The following is a 19,352-nucleotide window of genomic DNA, read 5'->3' as shown; positions in this document are numbered from 1 at the left end:
TCGTTAGGCCCTCCAGTGGGGCCGGGGGGCCAGGGGGCAGGAGAGCGGGCATGCGCTGGGAGTGGATTCCCGTTTGCCCCATGTGTGAACGGAGACGTCTCTGTGCGAATCACCGATATCCAGCGCTGCGAGATCCGGCCGGGGCTGCTCGTCGAGTGGGCGCTCGACCCGGCGACCGTCGCGGCGGCGCGCGGCCTGCCGGAGGACTCCCGGCCGCCGGCGTACGTCCAGGAGGCGCACATCCGTACGGCGCGGACCGTGCGCCAGGACGGGCTGTTCGTCCCGACCTGGGTCGGCGCGGCCTTCGACCTGCCGGGCCCGGTCGATCTCGACGTCCTGCAGGACGTCCTGCGCAGCTGGACGCTCCGGCACGAGACGCTGCGCAGCGGCTTCCGCTGGGACGGCGACGAGATGCGCCGGTTCACGCTCGACGCCGGGGACGTGGCGCTGCGGCGCGACGTGATCGGTGAGTTCCCCGACGCGGCGGAGCTGGTGGAGCACCTCCAGGACCGCTTCGACGTCGTGGCCGACGCGCTGTGCTGGCCGAACTTCCTGTACACGGCCGTCGTTCGGGACGACTGCACGAGCGTGTACATGGCCTTCGACCACAGCAACGTCGACGCGTACTCCGTGCAGCGCATCCCCGCCGAGATCCACGAGCTGTACGCGGCGGGCATCGAGGGCCGCGTCCTCGATGCCCCGGCGGTGAGCAGCTACGTCGACTTCTGCGGGATCGAGCGCGCGGAGGCGGACGGGATCGACGGGACACACGAGATCATCGGCCGCTGGCGGGAGTTCATCCGGCGCTGCGACGGCCGGCTGCCCGGCTTCCCCGTCGATCTGGGCCTGGGGGGCGGCGAGGGGCTGCCGCCCCAGAAGCTCATGCAGGAGATGCTGGTCGGTCCCGAGGATGCGGCCGCGTTCGAGGCGTACTGCCGTCCCTTCGGCGGGAGCATGACCGGCATCCTCGCGGCGACGAGCCTGATCGTGCACGAGCTGGGCGGGCAGCCCGTCTACCGCACGGTCGTGCCCTTCCACACCCGGGTGAAGTCCCAGTGGCGGGACTCCGTGGGCTGGTACGTCGGCGGCGCGCCGATCGAGATCCACACGGCGCAGGCGCCCGACTTCCGCAGCGTGCTGGAGATGGTGCGCGCCGCGCTGCGCGCCAACCGGTCGCTGGCCCGCATGCCCATCGCCCGGGTCCTGCGCCTGCTCGGCGCGGACTTCCGCCCGACGTCGCCGGACCTGTACTCGATCGTCTCGTTCGTCGACGCCCGCGTCGTGCCGGGCTCCGCCGACTGGACCGCCCAGAAGGCGTACGGCCTGCTGAGGGTCTCCTACGGCGACCAGGTCTGCGTCTGGATCAACCGCCTCGACGAGGGCCTCCAACTGGCCAGCCGCTACCCGGACACGGACGTCGCGTACAAGAACATGCGCCTGTACGTGGAACAACTCCGCGACCTGATCCTCGCGGTCTCCCGCCGGCCCGCCGGTCCGGGCGGGTCGGCGGCGGGGGCTTACACGTAGTCCTCCAGGCGGCCTATCCGGAAGCCCTGGTCCTGGATGTGCCGGAGCATGCGCGTCGTCATCTGGATCTCCGTCGAACCCTTGAGTTCGGAGCGGCCCCGGAAGTGGGCCAGGATGATGTCGCCCGGCTTGAGGGCGTTGCCCTCGGCGTACTGGAAGTTGTTGATCTGCATCGACACCCGCCACAGGACCAGCGACGAGACGCCGCATTCGGACGCCGCGCGCAGGGTGTCGTCGTTGTAGTTGCCGTACGGCGGGCGGAACAGGCGGGGGCGCTCGCCGAAGCGCTGCTGGAGGTGGTCCTGCTGGCCGCAGATCTCGCGCTTCTGCGCGGCGTACGGCAGGGTCCGCAGGTTGGGGTGGGACAGCGTGTGGTTGTTGATCACACTGCCGTTGCCCATGTCACGCAGCTTCTGGAAGTAGCCGTAGTCCGCCGACGCGATGTTGTCCGTGAGGAACATGCTGATCGGCAGTTTGAGGTCGGCCGCCATCTTCAGGAACTCGGGGTCCTTCTCTGCGCCGTCGTCGAAGGTCAGGAAGACGACCTTCTCGCCGGCCGGCACGGGTATTCGGTCCACCACCGCGACCTTGCCCGCGGGTGCGGCCGGCAGTTTGGGCTTCTCCGCCGGCTTCGGGGCGAACTCCAGGGGGCGGCTCAGCCCCCACTTGCGGTACGCCTCGTCGGACGCGCCGCCCGAGGGCGGGGGCGAGGCCGGGGCCGAGGGAGCCGCCGAGGCGCCCGGCCCCGGCGCTCCGGACGCCTCGTCCTGGACCTCCTGGGTCGTCTTGCGGCCCAGCCGTTCGATGGGTTCGACGCTCTCCCCGCACCCCGCCAGGGAGAGCGCGAGCGCGCCGGCCGCCAGCGTTCCGGCCACCGACCGGCGCGCGTACCTCACAGGTAGTCCTCCAAGCGGGCCACGGCGTATCCCTTGTCCGTGACGGTCTTCATGACCTGACGGATCATGTCAGGCATGGTTCCCTTCCAGTCCTCCCGGCCCCGGAAGTGGGTCAGGATGATGTCCCCGGGGTGCAGGTCGCGGTCCCACTCCCGGTAGTCCATCTTGTCCGGGAAGGCTTCGGCGTTCCAGAGCGGGGCGTACTTGATGCCGCAGGACTTCGCCGCCTTCAGGGTGTCCTCGTTGTAGTTGCCGTACGGCGGCCGGAAGACGGTCGGCGCCTTGCCGAACTCCTTGTGGATGGTGTTCTGCTGGCCGCAGATCTCCTGGCGCTGTTTCTCGTACGACAGGGCCGGCATGTACCGGTGGTTGAGGGTGTGGTTGTTGATGGTGACGCCGGAGGCCTGCATCTCCTTGAAGTACGCGTAGTTGTCGCGGATGACGTAGTCGCTGACGAACGCCGTGTACGGGATCTTCAGCTCCTTCATCATCTTCAGGAACTCGGGATCCTTCTCCGCACCGTCGTCGATGGTGAGGAAGACGACCTTCTCCTCGGTCGGAATGGTCGTGAAGACCGGGGGCAGGCCCAGCTCCTCGTGGTCCTCCACCTCGAAGCCGTCGCGGGTGGTGATCTCCGGCTTGGCCGTGGGTGCGGCGGGCGCGGTGAGCGGCACCTTGGCCAGGCGCCACTTCTTGGTGGCGGCGACGAGGGCCTGCCGCTGCTGCTGGGGGGTCAGGGCGGGGGCGCCGCCCTGGGCGCCGCTGCCGGTCTTGGGTTTCTCGGGCTTGGTGGCGGGCCTTCCGCCCTCGCCCGAGCCGCAGGCGGTGCCGAGGGCGGCGACCATGAGCGCGGCCAGCGCCACCCCGTACCGGCCGCGCGTGCGTGCGGGAGGGCGGGCAGTTTTTCCTGATTGTCCTACTAGCTTCATAGTTGCGGATGGTGGCAGGCGGAAGCCGCGCCGCTACGCCGACACCGCGACCGGACGGTCCACTTCCACCGAGTGGCCCACACTGGCCGACAATGAACCGGTGAACCACGACGACTTCGCCGCCCTCCTGACCCCCGAGGGCCAGGCCCTGCTCGCCGGCCTGCGCGACTACGACCCCGCCAGGGAACTCGCCACCGCCACCCGGCTGCGCCGCGAGCACCCGGCCGCGCTGGTCTCCGCCGCCCTCGGCCAGGCCCGGCTGCGCGGGCGCGCGGTGGCGAAGTTCGGCGAGCGGGACGCGTACCGGATGTACTTCACGCCGGGCGGCGGCGAAATGGCCACCCGCGCCTCGGTGGCGGCGTACCGCGCCGAGCGGATCGCCGCGCTCGGCGTCCGCAGCCTGGCCGACCTGTGCTGCGGCATCGGTGGCGACGCGATCGCGCTCGCCCGCGCCGGCATCCGCGTCCTGGCGGTGGACCGGGACCCGCTGACCGCGGCCGTGGCGCGGGCCAACGCCGAGGCGCTGGGGCTGTCGGAGCTGATCGAGGTCCGTGAGGCGGACGTGACGGAGGTGGACACGAGCGGGTACGACGCCGTGTTCCTGGACCCCGCCCGCCGGGGCGGCCGGGGGCGGATCTTCGACCCCGAGGCCTATTCGCCGCCGCTGTCCTGGGCCGTGGAGACCGCCCGGGCGGCGCGGTACGCCGCCATCAAGATCGCCCCGGGTATCCCGCACGAGGCGGTCCCCGCCGAGGCCGAGGCCGAGTGGATCTCGGACGCCGGCGACGTGAAGGAGGCGGTGCTGTGGTTCGCCGCCGCACCGGAACCGGCCCCCGGCGCCGGCACCGCCACCGCCACCACCCCCGCCGTCACCCCCGGCGCCGTGCGCGCCACCCTGCTGCCCGGGCCGCACTCCCTGCGGACCACCGATCCGCTGCCCGACCCCGGGACCGGCCCGGTGGGGCGCTACCTCTACGAGCCCGACGGCGCGGTGATCCGCGCGCACCTGGTGGCCGAGGTCGCGGCCGACCTCGGCGGCCGGCTGATCGACCCGACCATCGCGTACGTCACGGCCGACGAGCTGCGCGCGACGCCGTACGCCACGGCGTACGAGATCACCGACGTGCTGCCCTTCGGCCTGAAGAAGCTCAAGGCGCTGCTGCGCGAGCGCGAGGTGGGCGTGCTGACGGTCAAGAAGCGGGGTTCGGCGATCGAGCCGGAGGAACTGCGCAAGAAGGTGAAGCCGCAGGGGAAGAACGCGGCGACCGTCTTCCTCACCCGTGTGGCGGGAGCCCCGTCGATGCTGATCGGCTTCCCCGCCCCGGCGCCCGCCCCGGCTACCGGCCCGGCTGCCGTCCCGCCGGCCGCCCCGGCGCCGTGAGCACGCGCAGCGCCCAGCGGTAGTGGGCGGCGGCCTTGCCGACGCCCAGCAGCCCCGTGATCCACAGGATCATGCCCAGGCCCATGTAGTACGCGACCTCGCCGTACGTCTCGCTGCCCGGCCGGGCCGTCGCCGCCGCACCGAAGGTCACCCACAGACCCAGCGCGCACAGCCCCAGCGAGGGCAATAGCCAGCCCAGGCTCAGCCCGGGCGCCCGCAGCCGGGCGTCGGCCACCGGGTCCGGTTCGAACTCGACCCATGCGTACAGCAGTTGACGTACCTGCCGGTCCCGCCGGGCGCCCCACGCCAGCCAGAATCCGGCGGGCACCAGCACACCGGCGCCCAGGGCCGCGTACACGGCGCCGAAGAGGTCCTCCAGGGCCCGGTCCTGCTCGAAGGACATCAGGGCCATGCCGACGAACGACCAGCCGAACGCGAAGACGGCCGCGATGGCCCAGAGCAGCAGCAACCGCCCCGGGCCCAGGCTGCGCCGCCCGAGGTCCGCCAGGAACCGGGCGCGGTCGGCCCGTACGACGCTGTCGTCGAGCCAGGCGCGCAGGTGCGCGGGCGGCGGCAGGGGCGGCAGGTCGCGACGAGGCATGGCCATGACGATAGCGCCAGCCGGGCGACCCCGACCGCCCGCCCCGGGGCCGTCGCTAGGGTTTCCCGACTGTTCCCCGGAGCGTTCCCCCGGCCGCGCCCTCGACCGACTCGAAACGCCAGCGGTGTACCGGACGGGTGATCAGATCGGCTGCGGGCTCGGGGAGTTCGGGCAGATCGGCCGAGAGGGCCGGGGCGTGCCACCAGGTGATGACGAGCACGCGGTCCTGCGGGGCGCGCAACACCTCGCGGTGCACCGGCTCGTGGGCGAGGACCTGCGAACGGGCCCACTCCAGGAGCTCGTCCCCCCGCCCGGCGGTCGCCCGCGCCTCCCACATCAACGCGACGGTGAGGCTCATGAGTAGAGGTTGTCCTTGCTGAGCTCGTGCACGTGGTCGTGGTCGTGCGCGTGGCCGTGGCCGTGTCCACCGCCGTTCCCGTGGCCGTGCCCCTCGCCGTGCTCGTGCTCGTGACCGGCGCCCGGCACGTGCGGGTCCGTCACCGGCAGCGAGGAGTCCGCCGACAGGTCCCAGTCCGAGGCCGCCCGGTTCCGCTTGACCATCTCCGCGCCCAGCGCCGCCACCATCGCGCCGTTGTCGGTGCACAGCTTCGGCCGCGGCACCCGCAGGATGATCCCCGCGTCGTCGCAGCGCTCCTGCGCCAGCGCCCGCAGCCGGGAGTTGGCGGCCACGCCGCCGCCGATCATCAGGTGGTCGACGCCCTCGTCCTTGCACGCGCGGATCGCCTTGCGGGTGAGCACGTCGACCACGGCCTCCTGGAAGGACGCGGCCACGTCGCGCACCGGCACCTCCTCCCCCGCGTTCCGCTTCGCCTCGATCCAGCGCGCCACGGCGGTCTTGAGCCCGGAGAAGGAGAAGTCGTACGCCGGGTCACGCGGCCCGGTCAGCCCGCGCGGGAAGTGGATCGCCGTCGGGTCGCCCTCCTTGGCGAGCCGGTCGATCACCGGGCCGCCCGGGAAGCCCAGGTGCAGCACCCGCGCGATCTTGTCGAAGGCCTCGCCCGCCGCGTCGTCGATGGTCGCGCCCAGCGGCCGGACGTCGGAGGTGATGTCGGGGGCGAGCAGGAGCGAGGAGTGCCCGCCGGACACCAGCAGCGCCATGGTCGGCTCCGGCAGCGGCCCGTGCTCGAGCTGGTCCACGCAGATGTGCGAGGCCAGGTGGTTCACGCCGTAGAGCGGCTTGCCGAGCGCGTACGCGTACGCCTTCGCCGCCGATACGCCGACCAGCAGGGCGCCGGCCAGGCCGGGCCCGGCGGTGACCGCGATGCCGTCGAGGTCCTTGGCGCTGACGCCGGCCTCCTTCAGGGCCCGCTCGATGGTGGGGACCATCGCCTCCAGATGGGCGCGGGAGGCCACCTCGGGCACGACGCCGCCGAAGCGCGCGTGCTCGTCGACGCTGGAGGCGACCGCGTCCGCGAGCAGCGTGGTGCCGCGGACGACGCCGACGCCGGTCTCGTCGCAGGAGGTCTCGATGCCGAGGACGAGGGGTTCGTCAGCCATGGGTGTCAGATCCTTGTACGGAGCGTGCGGGGTCGGAAAGGCGCATGACGAGCGCGTCGACGTTGCCGGGCTGGTAGTAGCCGCGCCGGAAGCCGATGGGCTCGAAGCCGAAGCGCTCGTAGAGCTTCTGGGCGCGGGTGTTGTCCACCCGTACCTCCAGCAGCACCTCGGCGCACTCGAACGCGGTAGCGGCGCTCAGCAGGTCGGTGAGCAGCCGGGCACCGAGCCCGGTGCCCCACTGGTCGCGGGCGGCCGCGATGGTCTGTACGTCGCCCAGGTCGCCGGCGGCGGCCAGGCCCGCGTAGCCCACGACCCGGCCGCTGCCGGGGTCCTCCGCCACGATGTAGCGGCGGGTGGCGTGCGGGCCGCGCGCGTGGGCGAGCTCGGACCAGAACATGCCGGCGGACCAGGCGTCCTCGGGGAACAGCTCGTGCTCCAGTTCCAGCACGGGCTCGATGTCCCACCAGCGCATGTCGCGCAAGACGGCCGTCGTCACTTCGGAGTGACCACCTTGTAGTTCTTGGGGACCTGCGCGTCGGGGCGGCGCAGGTACAGCGGTGTCGGAGGCAGGAACTCCGCCCCCGCCGCCAGCCGTTCCGCCGCCAGGGAGGCCAGGGCCGCCGCCGACTGGTGCTCGGGGCCGCGGGCGCCGGGGAAGACCTCGGGGTAGAGCAGCGCGCCGGCGCCCACCGCGGGCAGTCCCGCGACCTGGTCGGCGATGTCGGCCGGCCGGTCCACGGCCGGCTCGCCGGCCCGCGTGCGCGGGTCCTCGTAGCGGGCCCAGTAGACCTCCTTGCGGCGCGCGTCGGTGGCGACCACGAAGGGGCCCTCGATCCCGGCGGTCCCGGCGGCGTACGCGAGGCCGTCGAGGGTGCACAGGCCGTGCACCGGGACACCGAGGACGGCGGCGAAGGTGGAGGCGGTCACGAGGCCGACGCGCAGTCCGGTGTACGGGCCGGGGCCGACGCCCACGACGATGCCGGTCACGGCGTCGAGCCGGAGCCCCGCCTCGGCGAGCACCTTGTCCACCGAGGGCAGCAGCAGCTCCCCGTGGCGGCGGGCGTCGACCTGGTGGGACTCGGCGACGACGGAGTCGCCGTCGTGCAGGGCGACGGTGACGGCGGGCGTGGCGGTATCTACAGCGAGCAAGAGCACGCGAACAGCCTACGACTCCTGGCACCGGGCCCGGTGCGGACCGATCGTCACCGCCCCGGCTGCTACCTTCGATCACGTATCCAGGGTCAGGAGCCGGGGGAAGCCCGGGGAAGGCGGCGCAAGGTGGCACGCAGCAGCTCGGGAATCGTGGCCGGGCTCACCGCCGCGGCACTCGCCATGGTCGGGTTCCTCGCGTACCAGGCGTCCGCGACCGCGCCCGCCCGTCCCGCCGCCGGGGCGAAGGCCGAGCCGTCGCCGGCCGCCAGCCAGCCCCAGCAGCCCGCCGCGCCGCAGGGCGGCCCCGCCAAGCCGGGGCCGCTGCCGGCTGACTCCGGGACCGGAACCCGGGTGGTCTACTCGGTGGGCCAGAAGCGGGTGTGGCTGGTGGGTGAGCCGGGCAAGCCCGAGCCGCGCACCTTCGCCGTGATGCCGAGCACCGTGCAGCCCAAGGCGGGCAACTACGTGGTCAACTCGCGCTCGGGCGCGGTGACCGGCTCGGACGGCGTGCCGGTCGAGCACGTGGTGCGGTTCGCCACGTCGGACGGTGTGGTGGTCGGCTTCAGCGCCCGGCTGGACGGCGCGCTGCCGGAGCCGGACCCGAAGAAGAAGACCGGCGGCATCCGCATGTCGCGCGCGGACGGCGACGCGATGTGGAACTTCGCGACGATCAACACGAAGGTGGTCGTCGTCCCGTAGTCACCCGAACGGGTCAGCCGCCGCCGCGGCGCGGCGTGGACTCAGGCCGCTCCGGACGCTGGACTCAGGCCGCCTCGGACTCCGGAGCGGCCTGTCCGCGTACGGCGGCCGGCCCGCGCGCCGGGCCCTGTCCCAGCCCGTGCCCCGGCCCCTGCTCCCGGTCCCGCGCCGGCTCGCGGCGCGGCGGGGTGGAGACGGCGGTCGCGGCCGCGCACGAGGCGAGCAGCGCCTGCATGGACGGCCCGGACGACGGCACGGCGTAGGGGCGACGGGGTGCGTCTTCGCGCTCTGCTGCCGACATGGCTGCCCTCCTGAGGACCCGGGACGCCGGACCGAGGCCTGACTTAGGTAGACCTAACCGACTCTCGGTACCATGTCATCACGCACCCCACCGTGGGCGCAATATCTTCCCGACGGGTTGTCGGTACGTTTACGCGAGCTTCGCCAGCTCGGCCGCGTCCCAGCGGCCGCCGATGCCCGTCACCGACACCTCGCGCACGTCGTCGAGGACCTCCTCGTGGCCCACCGCCCGCGCGATCACCACGTGCAGCCGGTCGTCCGAGAGCTCCTCCACCTTGCCGTCGCCCCACTCCACGACGACCACGGACTCGGGCAGCGAGACGTCGAGGTCCAGGTCCTCCATCTCGTCCAGGCCGCCGCCCAGCCGGTACGCGTCCACGTGGACCAGCGGCGGGCCGTCCACCAGCGAGGGGTGCACCCGGGCGATCACGAAGGTCGGCGAGGTCACGGCCCCGCGCACGCCCAGGCCCTCGCCCAGGCCCCGGGTCAGGGTGGTCTTGCCCGCGCCGAGCTCGCCGGTCAGCAGGACGAGGTCGCCGGGGCGCAGCAGGGCGGCGATCCGCCGGCCCAGGTCCTGCATCCGCTCGGGCGAATCGACGGTGATGACGGCCGAGGCCTCAGTCCCGGCCACGGTGGTGCGGGGGTGCGCTGCGTGCGGTGCTTCCATACGCGCCAACGTTAGCCGCTGCGGGCACCGCGCCCGTGCGGGCCAGCAGGTCGGTCAGCAGCCCGGTGACGGTCTCGGGGTGCTCCAGCATCATCAGGTGTCCGGCGCTCTCCAGCACCGTCAGCTCGGCGGCCGGGAGTTCGGCCTTGATGGCCACGCTGTGCCCGGGCGGGGTGATCATGTCGTGGTCCCCGGCGATCACGGTGACCGGGATGTCCGCGAACCGCTGGAGGGCGGCGGTCTTGTCGTGGGTCTGGAAGGCCGGGTAGAACTCCGCGACCACGTCGATCGGGGTGGCCTCGATCAGGCGCTCCGCGAACCGGGCGACGGCCGGGTCCACGTCGCGCGAGGCGAACGAGTACCGCTTGACGGTCCCGGCGAACAGGTCGGCGGTGGCCCGCCGGCCCCGCTCCACCAGCTCCGCCTGCGAGCCCAGCGCCTTCAGCACGCCCGGCAGCACCCGGCGCACCGCGCTCACCCCGGCGGCCGGCAGCCCGAACGTGACCTCGTCCATGCGGCCGCTGGAGGTCCCGATGAGGGCGACGCCGACGACGCGGTCGCGCACCAGCTCGGGGAACCGCTCGGCGAGCGCCATGATCGTCATGCCGCCCATGGAGTGCCCGACGAGGATCAGCGGGCCCTCGGGGGCGGCGGCGTCGATGACCGCCTTGAGGTCGCGGCCGAGCTGGTCGATGGTGACGGGCTCGCCGTCGGCCTGGGCCAGGCCCCGGTCGGAGCGGCCGTGGCTGCGCTGGTCCCAGTAGACGGCGCGGACCAGGCCGCGCAGCGCGGCCCGCTGGAAGTGCCAGGCGTCCTGGGCCAGGCAGTAGCCGTGGCAGAACACGACGGTGGCGGGCGGGGCGGCCTTGCGGCGCAGCCGGCGGCGCTTGGGGGTGCCCTCCTCGCCGATCTCGTCGACCTCGTAGTGGAGCGCGGTCCCGTCCTCGGCCCGGCAGGTGCCCTCGCGGCCGCGCAGGGAGCCGAACGGGCCGGCGGCGTCGAGGGCCAGGCGGGCCCTCATCCGCATGCCGCGGCCGACGGTGAGCCGCTCGACCGCGACGCCGGCCGCCGCGCCGGCGGCCAGCACGCCGATGGCGGCGCCGGCCCAGCCGGCCCGCCGCCAGTTCCCGGCGGCACCGGGGTTCCCCAGCCCCGTCGGGTCAGACATGGAGGTGGACCCGGGGCACGCGGCCCCCGATGCGCGTGACGATCTCGTAGGCGATCGTCCCGGCGGCCTGGGCCCAGTCCTCGGCGGTGGGCTCGCCGTGGTCACCGGGGCCGAAGATCACGACCTCGTCGCCGGGGCGTACGGCGGCGTCGTCGCCGAGGTCGACGACGAACTGGTCCATCGCGACCCGCCCGGCGACCGTCCGGACGGAGCCGCCGACCAGGACCGGCCCGCGCCCGGAGGCGTGCCGCGGGATGCCGTCGGCGTACCCGGCGGGGATCAGCGCGAGCCGGGTCGCGCCGGGCGTGACGTAGTGGTGGCCGTAGCTGACGCCGTGGCCGGCGGGCACGTCCTTGACCAGCGCGACGGAGGCCTTCAGCGTCATGGCGGGCCGCAGGCCGAGCTGCTGGGCGGTGCCGAGCTCGGGGGCGGGCGACACGCCGTAGACCGCGAGGCCGGTCCGTACGAGGTCGAAGTGGCTCTCGGGGAGGGTGAGCGTCGCCGGGGAGTTGGCGATGTGCCGGACCTCGGGCTCGACGCCCTCCTTCTCGGCGTACGCGAGCATCTCCCGGAAGGCGGTGAGCTGCGGCTGGATGGAGGGGTGGCCGGGCTCGTCGGCGCAGGCGAAGTGCGACCAGATGCCGGTGACCCGGACGGTGCCCTCGGCCTGGGCGGCGACGGCCGCCGTGACGAGGGCGGCCCAGTCGGCGGGCTGACAGCCGTTGCGGCCGAGGCCGGTGTCGGCCTTGAGCTGGATCCGCGCGGTCCGGCCGGCCGCGCGGGCGGCGGCGCGCACCTCGTCCAGGGCCCACATCCCGCTCACGGACACGTCGATATCGGCCTCGACGGCCTCGCGCCAGGGTCCGCCGGGGGTCCACAGCCAGCACATGATCCGCCCGTCGAGGCCCGCCGCGCGCAGGGCGAGGGCCTCCTGGGGCGTGGCCGTGCCGAGCCAGGTCGCGCCGGCCTGCTGGGCGGCGCGGGCACAGGCGACCGCGCCGTGGCCATAGGCGTCCGCCTTGACGACGGCCATCAGCCCGGCCCGGGGTGCCCGGTCGCGCAGTGCGCGCACGTTCCCCCGTACGGCGTCAAGATCGATCTCGGCGTGTACGCGCGGCGGTGTCTCGTTCATCGCCGCCCAGTCTCTCAGAACCACCCACCACCCCCGGCGCACACCTCACCCCGGCGGGCCCCGACCCACGACGCCCCAGGCTGCCACCCGGCCTCGCCGAACACCCACCGGCCCCGTCGCCGCGGCACCCACCCCACCGGCATGTGAGGTGCGGAACCCCGCCACCCACCAGCCCGGCCAGCACTTGAGGCGCGGGGCCCAACCCTCCAGCCCCGCCGGCGTTTGAGGCGTGGGGGTCCCCCCGGACGGAGTCTGGGGGAGGGCCCGGGGCGGAGCCCCGGCACCCACCAGCCCCGCCGGCGCTTGAGGCACGAGGCCCGGGGCGCAGCCCGGCACCCACCAGCCCCGCCGGCGCTTGAGGCACGAGGCCCGGGGCGGAGCCCCGGCACCCTCCAGCCCCGTCGGCGCTTGAGGCGTGGGGGTCCCCCGGACGGAGTCTGGGGGAGGGCCCGGGGCGGAGCCCCGGTTCGGGAAGGGGCGGGGTGGGGAAGGAGCCCCGCGCAGCGGACCCCACGCCGGCGGACCCCCACGGCACCAGGAACCCGGGCGCGGAGCCCCGGGCGGCGGCGGCTCCGCCGGCCCCGGCAGGAGCCACCGGCAAGGGCCCCGGGGTGGGCCTACGGTGGGGAGACCGAGCGCCAGGCGGCCGGCAGGGCGTCCGCGATCTGCTGGGCCAGCAGCGGCGCCCCCGCGGCCGCACGGCGCCCCGCCAGCCCATGGAGGTACGCCGCCACCGACCCCGCGTCCAGCGCCCCCAGCCCGCCCGCCAGCAACGACCCCGCCAGCCCGGACAGCACGTCACCGCTCCCCGCCGTCGCCAGCCACGACGTACCCGTCGGGTTCACCCGGACGGGGGCCCGGCCGCCGTCCGGATCGCACACCACCGTCGTCGAGCCCTTCAGCAGCACCGTCGCCCCGTACCGCGCCGCCAGCTCCCGCGCCGACTCCAGCCGTTCGGCCTCCACCGTCGCCCGGTCCACCCCCAGCAGCGCCGCCGCCTCGCCCGCGTGGGGCGTCAGCAGGGTCGGTGCGGACCGCCCCCGCAGCCCCCGGCCCCCCGCGTCCTGCAGACCGCGCACGGCGCGCAGACCGTCCGCGTCCACCAGCACCGGCACGTCCGACTCCAGCACCCCCGCCACCTCGGCCAGCCGCGCCTCGCCCAGCCCCGGCCCGGCCACCCACGCCTGCACCCGCCCCGGCCCGATCAGCGTCTCCGGGTACCGCGCCAGCACAGCCTCCGCCGCCGGCCCGACGTACCGGACGGCCCCCGCCCCGCCCCGCAGCGCGCCCGCGACCGCCAGCACCGCCGCGCCCGGGTACTGCGCGGACCCGGCCAGCACACCCACCACGCCCCGCCGGTACTTGTCGCTCTCCGCACCCGGTACGGGCAGCAGGGCGGCCACGTCGGCGTGCTGGAGGGCCTCGGCGTCCGCCCGCTCCGGCAGCGTCAGCCCGATCTCCACCAGCCGCAGCGCGCCCGCCCGCTCCGCGCCGGGATCCACCAGCAGCCCCGGCTTGTACGCGCCGAACGTCACCGTCGCGTCCGCCGTCACCGCCGGCCCCACGACCTCCCCGGTGTCCGCGTCCACCCCGCTGGGCAGGTCGACCGCGACCACCAGCGCGCCCGCCTCCCGCGCGGCGGCCGCCTGCGCGGCCAGCGCGGCCGCCGTCGGCCGCAGCCCGCCCCGCCCGCCGATGCCCAGCAGCCCGTCCATGACGAGGTCCACCCGGTCCGGGACCCGCTCGGCCACCCGCCCGCCCGCCGCGCGCAGCGCCGCCAGACCGCCGGGATGCACCCGTTCGGCGTCCAGCAGGACCGCCCGGACGGCCGCTCCCCGGCGCGCGAGCCGCGCCCCCGCGTACAGGGCGTCGCCCCCGTTGTCCCCGGTGCCCACGAGCAGCGCCACGCGCGCCCCCGACACCCGTCCCAGCAGCCCCGCGCAGGTGGCCGCGAGGCCCGCCGCGGCGCGCTGCATCAGCGCGTCCTCCGGCAGCCGCGCCATCAGCTCGCGCTCGGCCGCCCGTACCGTCTCCACGACGTAAGCAGTCCGCATGGGGTCAGCCTTCCAGGTCAGCCTTCCGCGATCACCACCGCCGACGCCACTCCCGCGTCGTGGCTGAGCGAGATGTGCCAGGAGGCCACGCCCAGTTCCGCCGCCCGCGCCGCGACCGTCCCGGACACCCGCAGCCGCGGCCGCCCGCCGTCCTCGACGTACACCTCGGCGTCCGTCCACAGCAGTCCGGCGGGTGCGCCCAGTGCCTTGGCCAGCGCCTCCTTCGCGGCGAACCGTGCCGCGAGCGACGCGATCCCGCGCCGCTCGCCGCTGGGCAGGTACAGCTCCGCCTCCAGGAACAGCCGCTCCGCCAGGTGCGGTGTGCGCTGCATCGCCGCCTCGAACCGGTCGATCTCGGCCACATCGATGCCCACGCCGACAATCACGACTACGCGCCCCTACTCCACCGTTGTTCCACGGCTACTCCACCGTGACCGACTTCGCCAAGTTACGCGGCTGGTCCACCTCGTTGCCGCGCGCGGTCGCCAGCTCGCAGGCGAACACCTGCAGCGGCACCGTCGCCACGAGCGGCTGGAGCAGCGTCGGTGTGGCCGGGATCCGGATCAGGTGGTCGGCGTACGGCACGACCGTCTCGTCCCCCTCCTCCGCGATCACGATGGTCCGGGCGCCCCGGGCCCGGATCTCCTGGATGTTCGACACGATCTTGTCGTGCAGCACCGAGCGGCCGCGCGGCGACGGCACCACGACCACCACCGGCAGGTCGTCCTCGATGAGCGCGATCGGCCCGTGCTTGAGCTCGCCCGCCGCGAAGCCCTCCGCGTGCATGTACGCCAGCTCCTTGAGCTTGAGCGCGCCCTCCAGCGCGACCGGGTAGCCCACGTGCCGGCCCAGGAACAGCACGGTGTCCTTGTCCGCCAGCGAGCGCGCCAGCCGCCGTACCGGCTCCATGGTCTCCAGGACCGCGTCCACCGCGCCCGCGATCTCCGACAGTTCCCGGACGACCGCCCGGATCTCGTCGCCCCACTTGGTGCCCCGCACCTGCCCCAGGTACAGCGCGACCAGGTAGCAGGCCACCAACTGGGTCAGGAAGGCCTTCGTCGAGGCCACCGCGACCTCGGGCCCCGCGTGCGTGTACAGCACCGCGTCCGACTCGCGGGGGATGGTGGAGCCGTTGGTGTTGCAGATGGCGAGCACCTTGGCGCCCTGCTCGCGGGCGTGCCGCAGTGCCATCAGGGTGTCCATGGTCTCGCCGGACTGCGAGATCGCGATCACCAGCGTGCGCCGGCCCAGGATCGGGTCCCGGTAGCGGAACTCGCTGGCCAGCTCGGTCTCGCAGGGGATCCGCGTCCAGTGCTCGATCGCCAGCTTCGCGATCATCCCCGCGTGGTACGCCGTCCCGCACGCGACGATGACGACCTTGTCGACCTCGCGCAGCACGGACGCCGGGATCCGCACCTCGTCCAGGGTCAGCGAACCGCCCGCGTCGATCCGGCCCAGCAGGGTGTCGGCGACCGCCTTGGGCTGCTCGGCGATCTCCTTGAGCATGAAGTAGTCGTAGCCGCCCTTCTCGGCGGCCGAGGCGTCCCAGTCGACGTTGTAGGCCCGTACGTCGGCCGGGCCGCCCGCGAAGTCCGTCACCGTGACCCCGTCCCGGCGCACCTCCACGACCTGGTCCTGGCCGAGTTCGATGGCGGAGCGGGTGTGCGCGATGAAGGCGGCGACGTCGGAGGCGAGGAAGTTCTCGCCCTCGCCGACCCCGACCACGAGCGGGGAGTTGCGGCGCGCGCCGACCACCACGTCGGGCTCGTCGGCGTGCACGGCGACGAGGGTGAAGGCGCCCTCCAGCCGGCGGCAGACCTGGCGCATCGACTCGGCGAGGTCGCCGGTGGAGGAGAAGGCCTCGGCGAGCAGGTGGGCGACGACCTCGGTGTCGGTCTCGGACTCCAGCCGGTGGCCGCGCTCGGCGAGTTCCGCCCGCAGCGCGGCGAAGTTCTCGATGATGCCGTTGTGGACGACCGCCACGCGACCGGAGTTGTCCAGATGCGGATGGGCGTTGGTGTCCGTCGGCCCGCCGTGGGTGGCCCAGCGGGTGTGCCCGATGCCCGTCGCCCCGCTCGGCAACGGGTGGGCGACCAGTTCCTTCTCCAGGTTGACGAGCTTCCCGGCCTTCTTGGCGGCGGCGAGCCCGCCGTCCGCGAGGACGGCGACCCCGGCCGAGTCGTAGCCGCGGTACTCCAGCCGCTTGAGTCCGGCGATGACCACATCGAGCGCCGACTGCGCTCCCACGTAACCCACAATTCCGCACATACGCGGCAGCGTACGCCGAAGTCGGCCGCCCGCCCGGTACCTGAACCAGACGAAAACCCCGCCCGGTGGACACCACCGGAGCGGGGTTGACGGTTCGTCGGCGAGGGTCAGCCGAGCTTCTTCGCCTGCGCGGCGACGGCGGCCTTCGGCTGCTCGGCCGCGCCGCTCAGGCTGAGCGAGGAGAACGTGGCGAGGGTGTTGCCCTTGCGGACGACCACCAGCTGCGTCGTGATCTTCTCGCCGTCGGCGTCGGTGTCGATGGCGTAGGCGACGGCCTCGTCACCGGCGGTGACGGCCTCGCCGGCCGCGACCTTGCTGATCTTGCCGGACTCGGTGCCCTGGGTGGCCGTGTAGCCGCCGGCGCAGGCCGCGCCCGCCGCCTTGACGGCCGCGAAGGCGTCCTGGGCGCCCTTGCCGTCGTACGAGGCGACGGTGACCGCGGTGGCGGTGGTGCCGAGGGCGGCCTTCAGCTTGTCCTCGGGGGAGGCGTCCGCGGCGGGCTCCTTCGGCTTGGCGGCGACCTTGGTGCGGGCGGTGCCGGTCGCGGTGCCGATGGCGGAGAACGACTGGGCCTGGACCAGCGGCTTGCACTCGGCCTTGTCGGTGGTGGCCGTGGCCCCGGCGGCGGCCTCCTGCGGCGTGGCCGCCTTGAAGACGTGGTCGGGCAGGTCGGCCTGGACGATCAGGACCGGGGCCAGCTCGGCGTCGGTCTTGCCCTTCGCCGCGGGCGCGGCGGCCGCGGCCGACGACGACCCGGCGGCCTTCGGCTCGTCCTTCTTGTCGGCCGGCTTGTCCGAGCCGCACGCGGTGACCAGCAGGGCCAGCGACACGGCGGACGCGGTCATGACAGAACGACGGACGATGGTGTTACGCACGGTGAAAGTCCCCCCACGGATGGCGATGTCGCAGTGAAATCTACCGGGCCGCACCGACAGAAGATCACCGAATACGTGCGCCACCTCCGCATCGTGATCCAGGCGAGACCCCTATGTCACCGGGCCGTACCCCACGTGACCGAGCCCACCACCCACATCCGAGCCGGAACGCCGACAATGACGGTGTGATCACTTCGCCGCCACGAAGCACGCCCACGGACCGCCTCCTGGCCCGCGCCGCCGAGCGCCCGCACCGCCGGGCCGAAGGTTCGCCGTACGTGGACCTCACCCGCGCCGAGTGGAGCGCGCTGCGCGAGCGCACCCCGCTGCCGCTGACCGCGCAGGAGGTGGAGCGGCTGCGCGGACTGGGGGACGTCATCGACCTCGACGAGGTCCGCGACGTCTACCTGCCGCTGTCGCGGCTGCTGAACCTCTACGTCGGGGCGACCAGCAACCTGCGCGGGGCGCTCAACACCTTCCTGGGCGACGCGGGCAACGGCCACGGCGCCCAGAGCGGCACCCCCTTCGTCATAGGCGTCGCGGGGTCCGTCGCCGTCGGCAAGTCCACCGTGGCCCGCCTCCTCCAGGCCCTGCTCGCCCGCTGGCCCGAGCACCCGCGCGTGGAGCTGGTCACCACCGACGGGTTCCTCTACCCGATGGACGAGCTCCGCGCCCGCGGCCTGACCTCGCGCAAGGGCTTCCCGGAGTCGTACGACCGGCGCGCGCTGACCCGGTTCGTCGCCGACATCAAGGCGGGCAAGGAGGAGGTCAGCGCCCCGGTCTACTCGCACCTGATCTACGACATCGTGCCCGGTGAGCGGCTCGTCGTACGCCGCCCGGACATCCTGATCGTGGAGGGCCTCAACGTCCTGCAGCCGGCCCTGCCCGGCAAGGACGGCCGTACCCGGGTGGGGCTCGCGGACTTCTTCGACTTCTCCGTCTACGTCGACGCCCGCGCCGAGGACATCGAGCGCTGGTACCTCAACCGCTTCCGCAAGCTCCGCGAGACCGCGTTCCAGAATCCTTTCTCCTACTTCCGCAAGTACACCCAGGTGTCGGAGGAGGAGGCCATGGAGTACGCCCGCACCACCTGGCGGACCATCAACCGGCCCAACCTGCTGGAGAACGTGGCGCCCACCCGCGGCCGCGCCAACCTCATCATCCGCAAGGGCCCCGACCACAAGGTCCAGCGCCTGAGCCTCCGTAAGCTCTGAGGATGCTGCACCTGAGGCTGATCACACCGACCGAACGTACGGAGGCGGTGACCGAGGTCATCGAGGCGACCGTCGGCACCACCCATCTCGTGGTGCTGCCCGGCGCCGCCCGGGACCCGCAGGGGGACCTCGTCCTGTGCGACGTCGCCCGTGAGGCCGGTGACCAGCTGCTGCACGAACTGCGGCAGCTGGGCATCGACCAGGACGGCTCCATCGCCGTCGAGGACATCGACCTGTCGCTCTCCAAGCGCGCCGAGGAGGCCGAACGGGAGGCACCCGGCGAACCGGCGGACGCCGTGATCTGGGAGCAGCTCGCCGAGGCCACCCACGAGGAGTCCACGCTCACCATCACCTACGCCGCGTTCATGATCCTCGCGACGATGATCGCGGCCTGCGGTGTGGTGCTCGACAACGCGGTCCTGATCGTGGGCGCGATGGCGGTCGGACCGGAGTTCGGCCCGCTGGCCGGGGTGTGCACCGGTCTGGTGCAGCGCCGGCGCGGGCTGGCCGGGCGCTCGCTGGCGGCCCTGCTGATCGGGTTCGCCGCGGCCATCGTGGCGACCACCGTGTTCAGTCTGGTGATGGACGCGCTCGGGCTGTTCGGGCCGCACATGCTGGACAACGAGCGGCCGAACACCAGCTTCATCTGGCAGCCGGACCCGTTCTCGTTCGTGGTCGCCGTGCTCGCGGGAACGGCCGGCATGCTGTCGCTGACCTCGGCGAAGGCCGGCGCGCTGGTCGGCGTCGCCATCTCGGTGACCACCGTCCCGGCCGCCGCGAACGCCGCCGTGGCGCTCAGCTACGGGGAGTACGCGCAGATGTGGGGCTCGGCGGCGCAGCTGCTGGTGAACCTGGGCGGGATCGTGCTCGCCGGGGTGGTCACGCTGATCGCGTGGAAGGCCCTGTGGAACACCCAGCGGGGCCGGTGGAAGCGGACCCTGCCCCGGCGCTGACCGGCGGCACAACGGCCG

At 73.7% G+C, this 19,352-nt stretch carries 20 protein-coding genes; 5 read left to right on the top strand and 15 right to left on the bottom strand.

The genetic code is table 11. The features are described 5' to 3' along the window. Nucleotides 1-102: 102 nt before the first annotated feature. The gene (locus tag ACZ6KO_RS14545) at nucleotides 103-1,527 is read left to right on the top strand and encodes a condensation domain-containing protein (RefSeq protein WP_469304317.1); all 1,425 of its coding nucleotides are present in this window, start codon (nucleotides 103-105) and stop codon (nucleotides 1,525-1,527) included. Here the strand turns inward: ACZ6KO_RS14545 and ACZ6KO_RS14540 are convergent. Both ACZ6KO_RS14540 and ACZ6KO_RS14535 read right to left on the bottom strand, forming a co-directional pair. Continuing rightward, nucleotides 1,518-2,423 carry a polysaccharide deacetylase family protein gene (locus ACZ6KO_RS14540; RefSeq protein ID WP_469304316.1) on the bottom strand — a complete coding sequence of 302 codons (906 nt, stop codon included), beginning with the start codon at nucleotides 2,421-2,423 and terminating at the stop codon, nucleotides 1,518-1,520. The two genes, ACZ6KO_RS14545 and ACZ6KO_RS14540, sit on opposite strands and share 10 nt — an antisense overlap. Continuing rightward, nucleotides 2,420-3,286, bottom strand: a complete 867-nt coding sequence (locus ACZ6KO_RS14535) for a polysaccharide deacetylase family protein (protein ID WP_469304315.1) — start codon at nucleotides 3,284-3,286, stop codon at nucleotides 2,420-2,422. The genes ACZ6KO_RS14540 and ACZ6KO_RS14535 overlap by 4 nt, the downstream gene beginning before the upstream one ends. Nucleotides 3,287-3,452: 166 nt before the next feature. Here ACZ6KO_RS14535 and ACZ6KO_RS14530 point away from each other — a divergent pair, with 166 nt between their 5' ends. Beyond that, on the top strand, nucleotides 3,453-4,733 hold the full coding sequence (locus ACZ6KO_RS14530; protein WP_469304314.1) for a class I SAM-dependent methyltransferase: 1,281 nt from the start codon (nucleotides 3,453-3,455) through the stop codon (nucleotides 4,731-4,733). On the opposite strand, the gene ACZ6KO_RS14525 is transcribed toward ACZ6KO_RS14530, so the two are convergent. From ACZ6KO_RS14525 to tsaB, 5 genes are read right to left on the bottom strand one after another with little or no spacing between them, the layout of a single operon-like run. Continuing rightward, complete coding sequence (locus ACZ6KO_RS14525) at nucleotides 4,690-5,334, bottom strand: hypothetical protein (RefSeq protein WP_469304313.1); 645 nt, start codon at nucleotides 5,332-5,334, stop codon at nucleotides 4,690-4,692. The two genes, ACZ6KO_RS14530 and ACZ6KO_RS14525, sit on opposite strands and share 44 nt — an antisense overlap. 55 nt (nucleotides 5,335-5,389) lie before the next feature. After that, on the bottom strand, nucleotides 5,390-5,692 hold the full coding sequence (locus tag ACZ6KO_RS14520; RefSeq protein WP_401452438.1) for a hypothetical protein: 303 nt from the start codon (nucleotides 5,690-5,692) through the stop codon (nucleotides 5,390-5,392). Beyond that, nucleotides 5,689-6,852, bottom strand: a complete 1,164-nt coding sequence (tsaD, locus tag ACZ6KO_RS14515) for a tRNA (adenosine(37)-N6)-threonylcarbamoyltransferase complex transferase subunit TsaD (protein WP_469304312.1) — start codon at nucleotides 6,850-6,852, stop codon at nucleotides 5,689-5,691. The genes ACZ6KO_RS14520 and tsaD overlap by 4 nt, the downstream gene beginning before the upstream one ends. After that, entirely contained in the window at nucleotides 6,845-7,324 is a 480-nt protein-coding gene (gene rimI, locus ACZ6KO_RS14510) for a ribosomal protein S18-alanine N-acetyltransferase (RefSeq protein WP_469304972.1), read from the bottom strand. Before rimI ends, tsaD begins: the two co-directional genes overlap by 8 nt. Nucleotides 7,325-7,344: 20 nt before the next feature. After that, on the bottom strand, nucleotides 7,345-8,007 hold the full coding sequence (tsaB, locus tag ACZ6KO_RS14505) for a tRNA (adenosine(37)-N6)-threonylcarbamoyltransferase complex dimerization subunit type 1 TsaB (protein ID WP_469304311.1): 663 nt from the start codon (nucleotides 8,005-8,007) through the stop codon (nucleotides 7,345-7,347). A 123-nt stretch (nucleotides 8,008-8,130) separates the two neighbouring features. On the opposite strand from tsaB, the gene ACZ6KO_RS14500 reads away from it, so the two are divergent. Continuing rightward, complete coding sequence (locus tag ACZ6KO_RS14500; RefSeq protein WP_469304310.1) at nucleotides 8,131-8,703, top strand: hypothetical protein; 573 nt, start codon at nucleotides 8,131-8,133, stop codon at nucleotides 8,701-8,703. Nucleotides 8,704-8,767: 64 nt separating this feature from the next. Here the strand turns inward: ACZ6KO_RS14500 and ACZ6KO_RS14495 are convergent, their stop codons facing one another. From ACZ6KO_RS14495 to ACZ6KO_RS14460, 8 genes are all read right to left on the bottom strand, one after another. Continuing rightward, nucleotides 8,768-9,004 carry a hypothetical protein gene (locus tag ACZ6KO_RS14495; RefSeq protein ID WP_469304309.1) on the bottom strand — a complete coding sequence of 79 codons (237 nt, stop codon included), beginning with the start codon at nucleotides 9,002-9,004 and terminating at the stop codon, nucleotides 8,768-8,770. Nucleotides 9,005-9,133: 129 nt separating this feature from the next. Continuing rightward, nucleotides 9,134-9,670: a tRNA (adenosine(37)-N6)-threonylcarbamoyltransferase complex ATPase subunit type 1 TsaE gene (gene tsaE, locus ACZ6KO_RS14490; protein WP_469304308.1), complete on the bottom strand. Its 537-nt coding sequence runs from the start codon at nucleotides 9,668-9,670 to the stop codon at nucleotides 9,134-9,136. After that, the gene (locus ACZ6KO_RS14485; RefSeq protein WP_469304307.1) at nucleotides 9,621-10,838 is read right to left on the bottom strand and encodes an alpha/beta fold hydrolase; all 1,218 of its coding nucleotides are present in this window, start codon (nucleotides 10,836-10,838) and stop codon (nucleotides 9,621-9,623) included. Before ACZ6KO_RS14485 ends, tsaE begins: the two co-directional genes overlap by 50 nt. Beyond that, nucleotides 10,831-11,970 (bottom strand): alanine racemase, encoded by a 1,140-nt coding sequence (gene alr / locus ACZ6KO_RS14480; protein WP_469304306.1) that lies wholly within the window; start codon nucleotides 11,968-11,970, stop codon nucleotides 10,831-10,833. Before alr ends, ACZ6KO_RS14485 begins: the two co-directional genes overlap by 8 nt. Before the next feature lie 617 nt (nucleotides 11,971-12,587). After that, a complete protein-coding gene (locus ACZ6KO_RS14475) occupies nucleotides 12,588-14,024 on the bottom strand; it encodes an NAD(P)H-hydrate dehydratase (protein ID WP_469304305.1) in 1,437 nt (478 codons plus the stop codon). Nucleotides 14,025-14,041: 17 nt separating this feature from the next. Next, nucleotides 14,042-14,410, bottom strand: a complete 369-nt coding sequence (locus tag ACZ6KO_RS14470; RefSeq protein ID WP_469304304.1) for a holo-ACP synthase — start codon at nucleotides 14,408-14,410, stop codon at nucleotides 14,042-14,044. Between the two features lie 34 nt (nucleotides 14,411-14,444). Beyond that, the gene (gene glmS / locus ACZ6KO_RS14465) at nucleotides 14,445-16,292 is read right to left on the bottom strand and encodes a glutamine--fructose-6-phosphate transaminase (isomerizing) (protein ID WP_469304303.1); all 1,848 of its coding nucleotides are present in this window, start codon (nucleotides 16,290-16,292) and stop codon (nucleotides 14,445-14,447) included. Nucleotides 16,293-16,399: 107 nt separating this feature from the next. After that, nucleotides 16,400-17,137 (bottom strand): hypothetical protein, encoded by a 738-nt coding sequence (locus ACZ6KO_RS14460; RefSeq protein ID WP_469304302.1) that lies wholly within the window; start codon nucleotides 17,135-17,137, stop codon nucleotides 16,400-16,402. A gap of 215 nt (nucleotides 17,138-17,352) precedes the next feature. Here ACZ6KO_RS14460 and coaA point away from each other — a divergent pair, with 215 nt between their 5' ends. Then, nucleotides 17,353-18,381, top strand: a complete 1,029-nt coding sequence (gene coaA, locus ACZ6KO_RS14455) for a type I pantothenate kinase (protein WP_469304301.1) — start codon at nucleotides 17,353-17,355, stop codon at nucleotides 18,379-18,381. Between the two features lie 2 nt (nucleotides 18,382-18,383). Beyond that, nucleotides 18,384-19,334 (top strand): DUF389 domain-containing protein, encoded by a 951-nt coding sequence (locus ACZ6KO_RS14450; RefSeq protein WP_469304300.1) that lies wholly within the window; start codon nucleotides 18,384-18,386, stop codon nucleotides 19,332-19,334. Nucleotides 19,335-19,352 lie beyond the last annotated feature (18 nt).

It is taken from the genome of Streptomyces sp. NPDC042102, from assembly GCF_055582305.1.
Note: the sequence above shows the minus strand (reverse complement) of the source record. Positions and strands in the feature narration are given on the sequence as shown.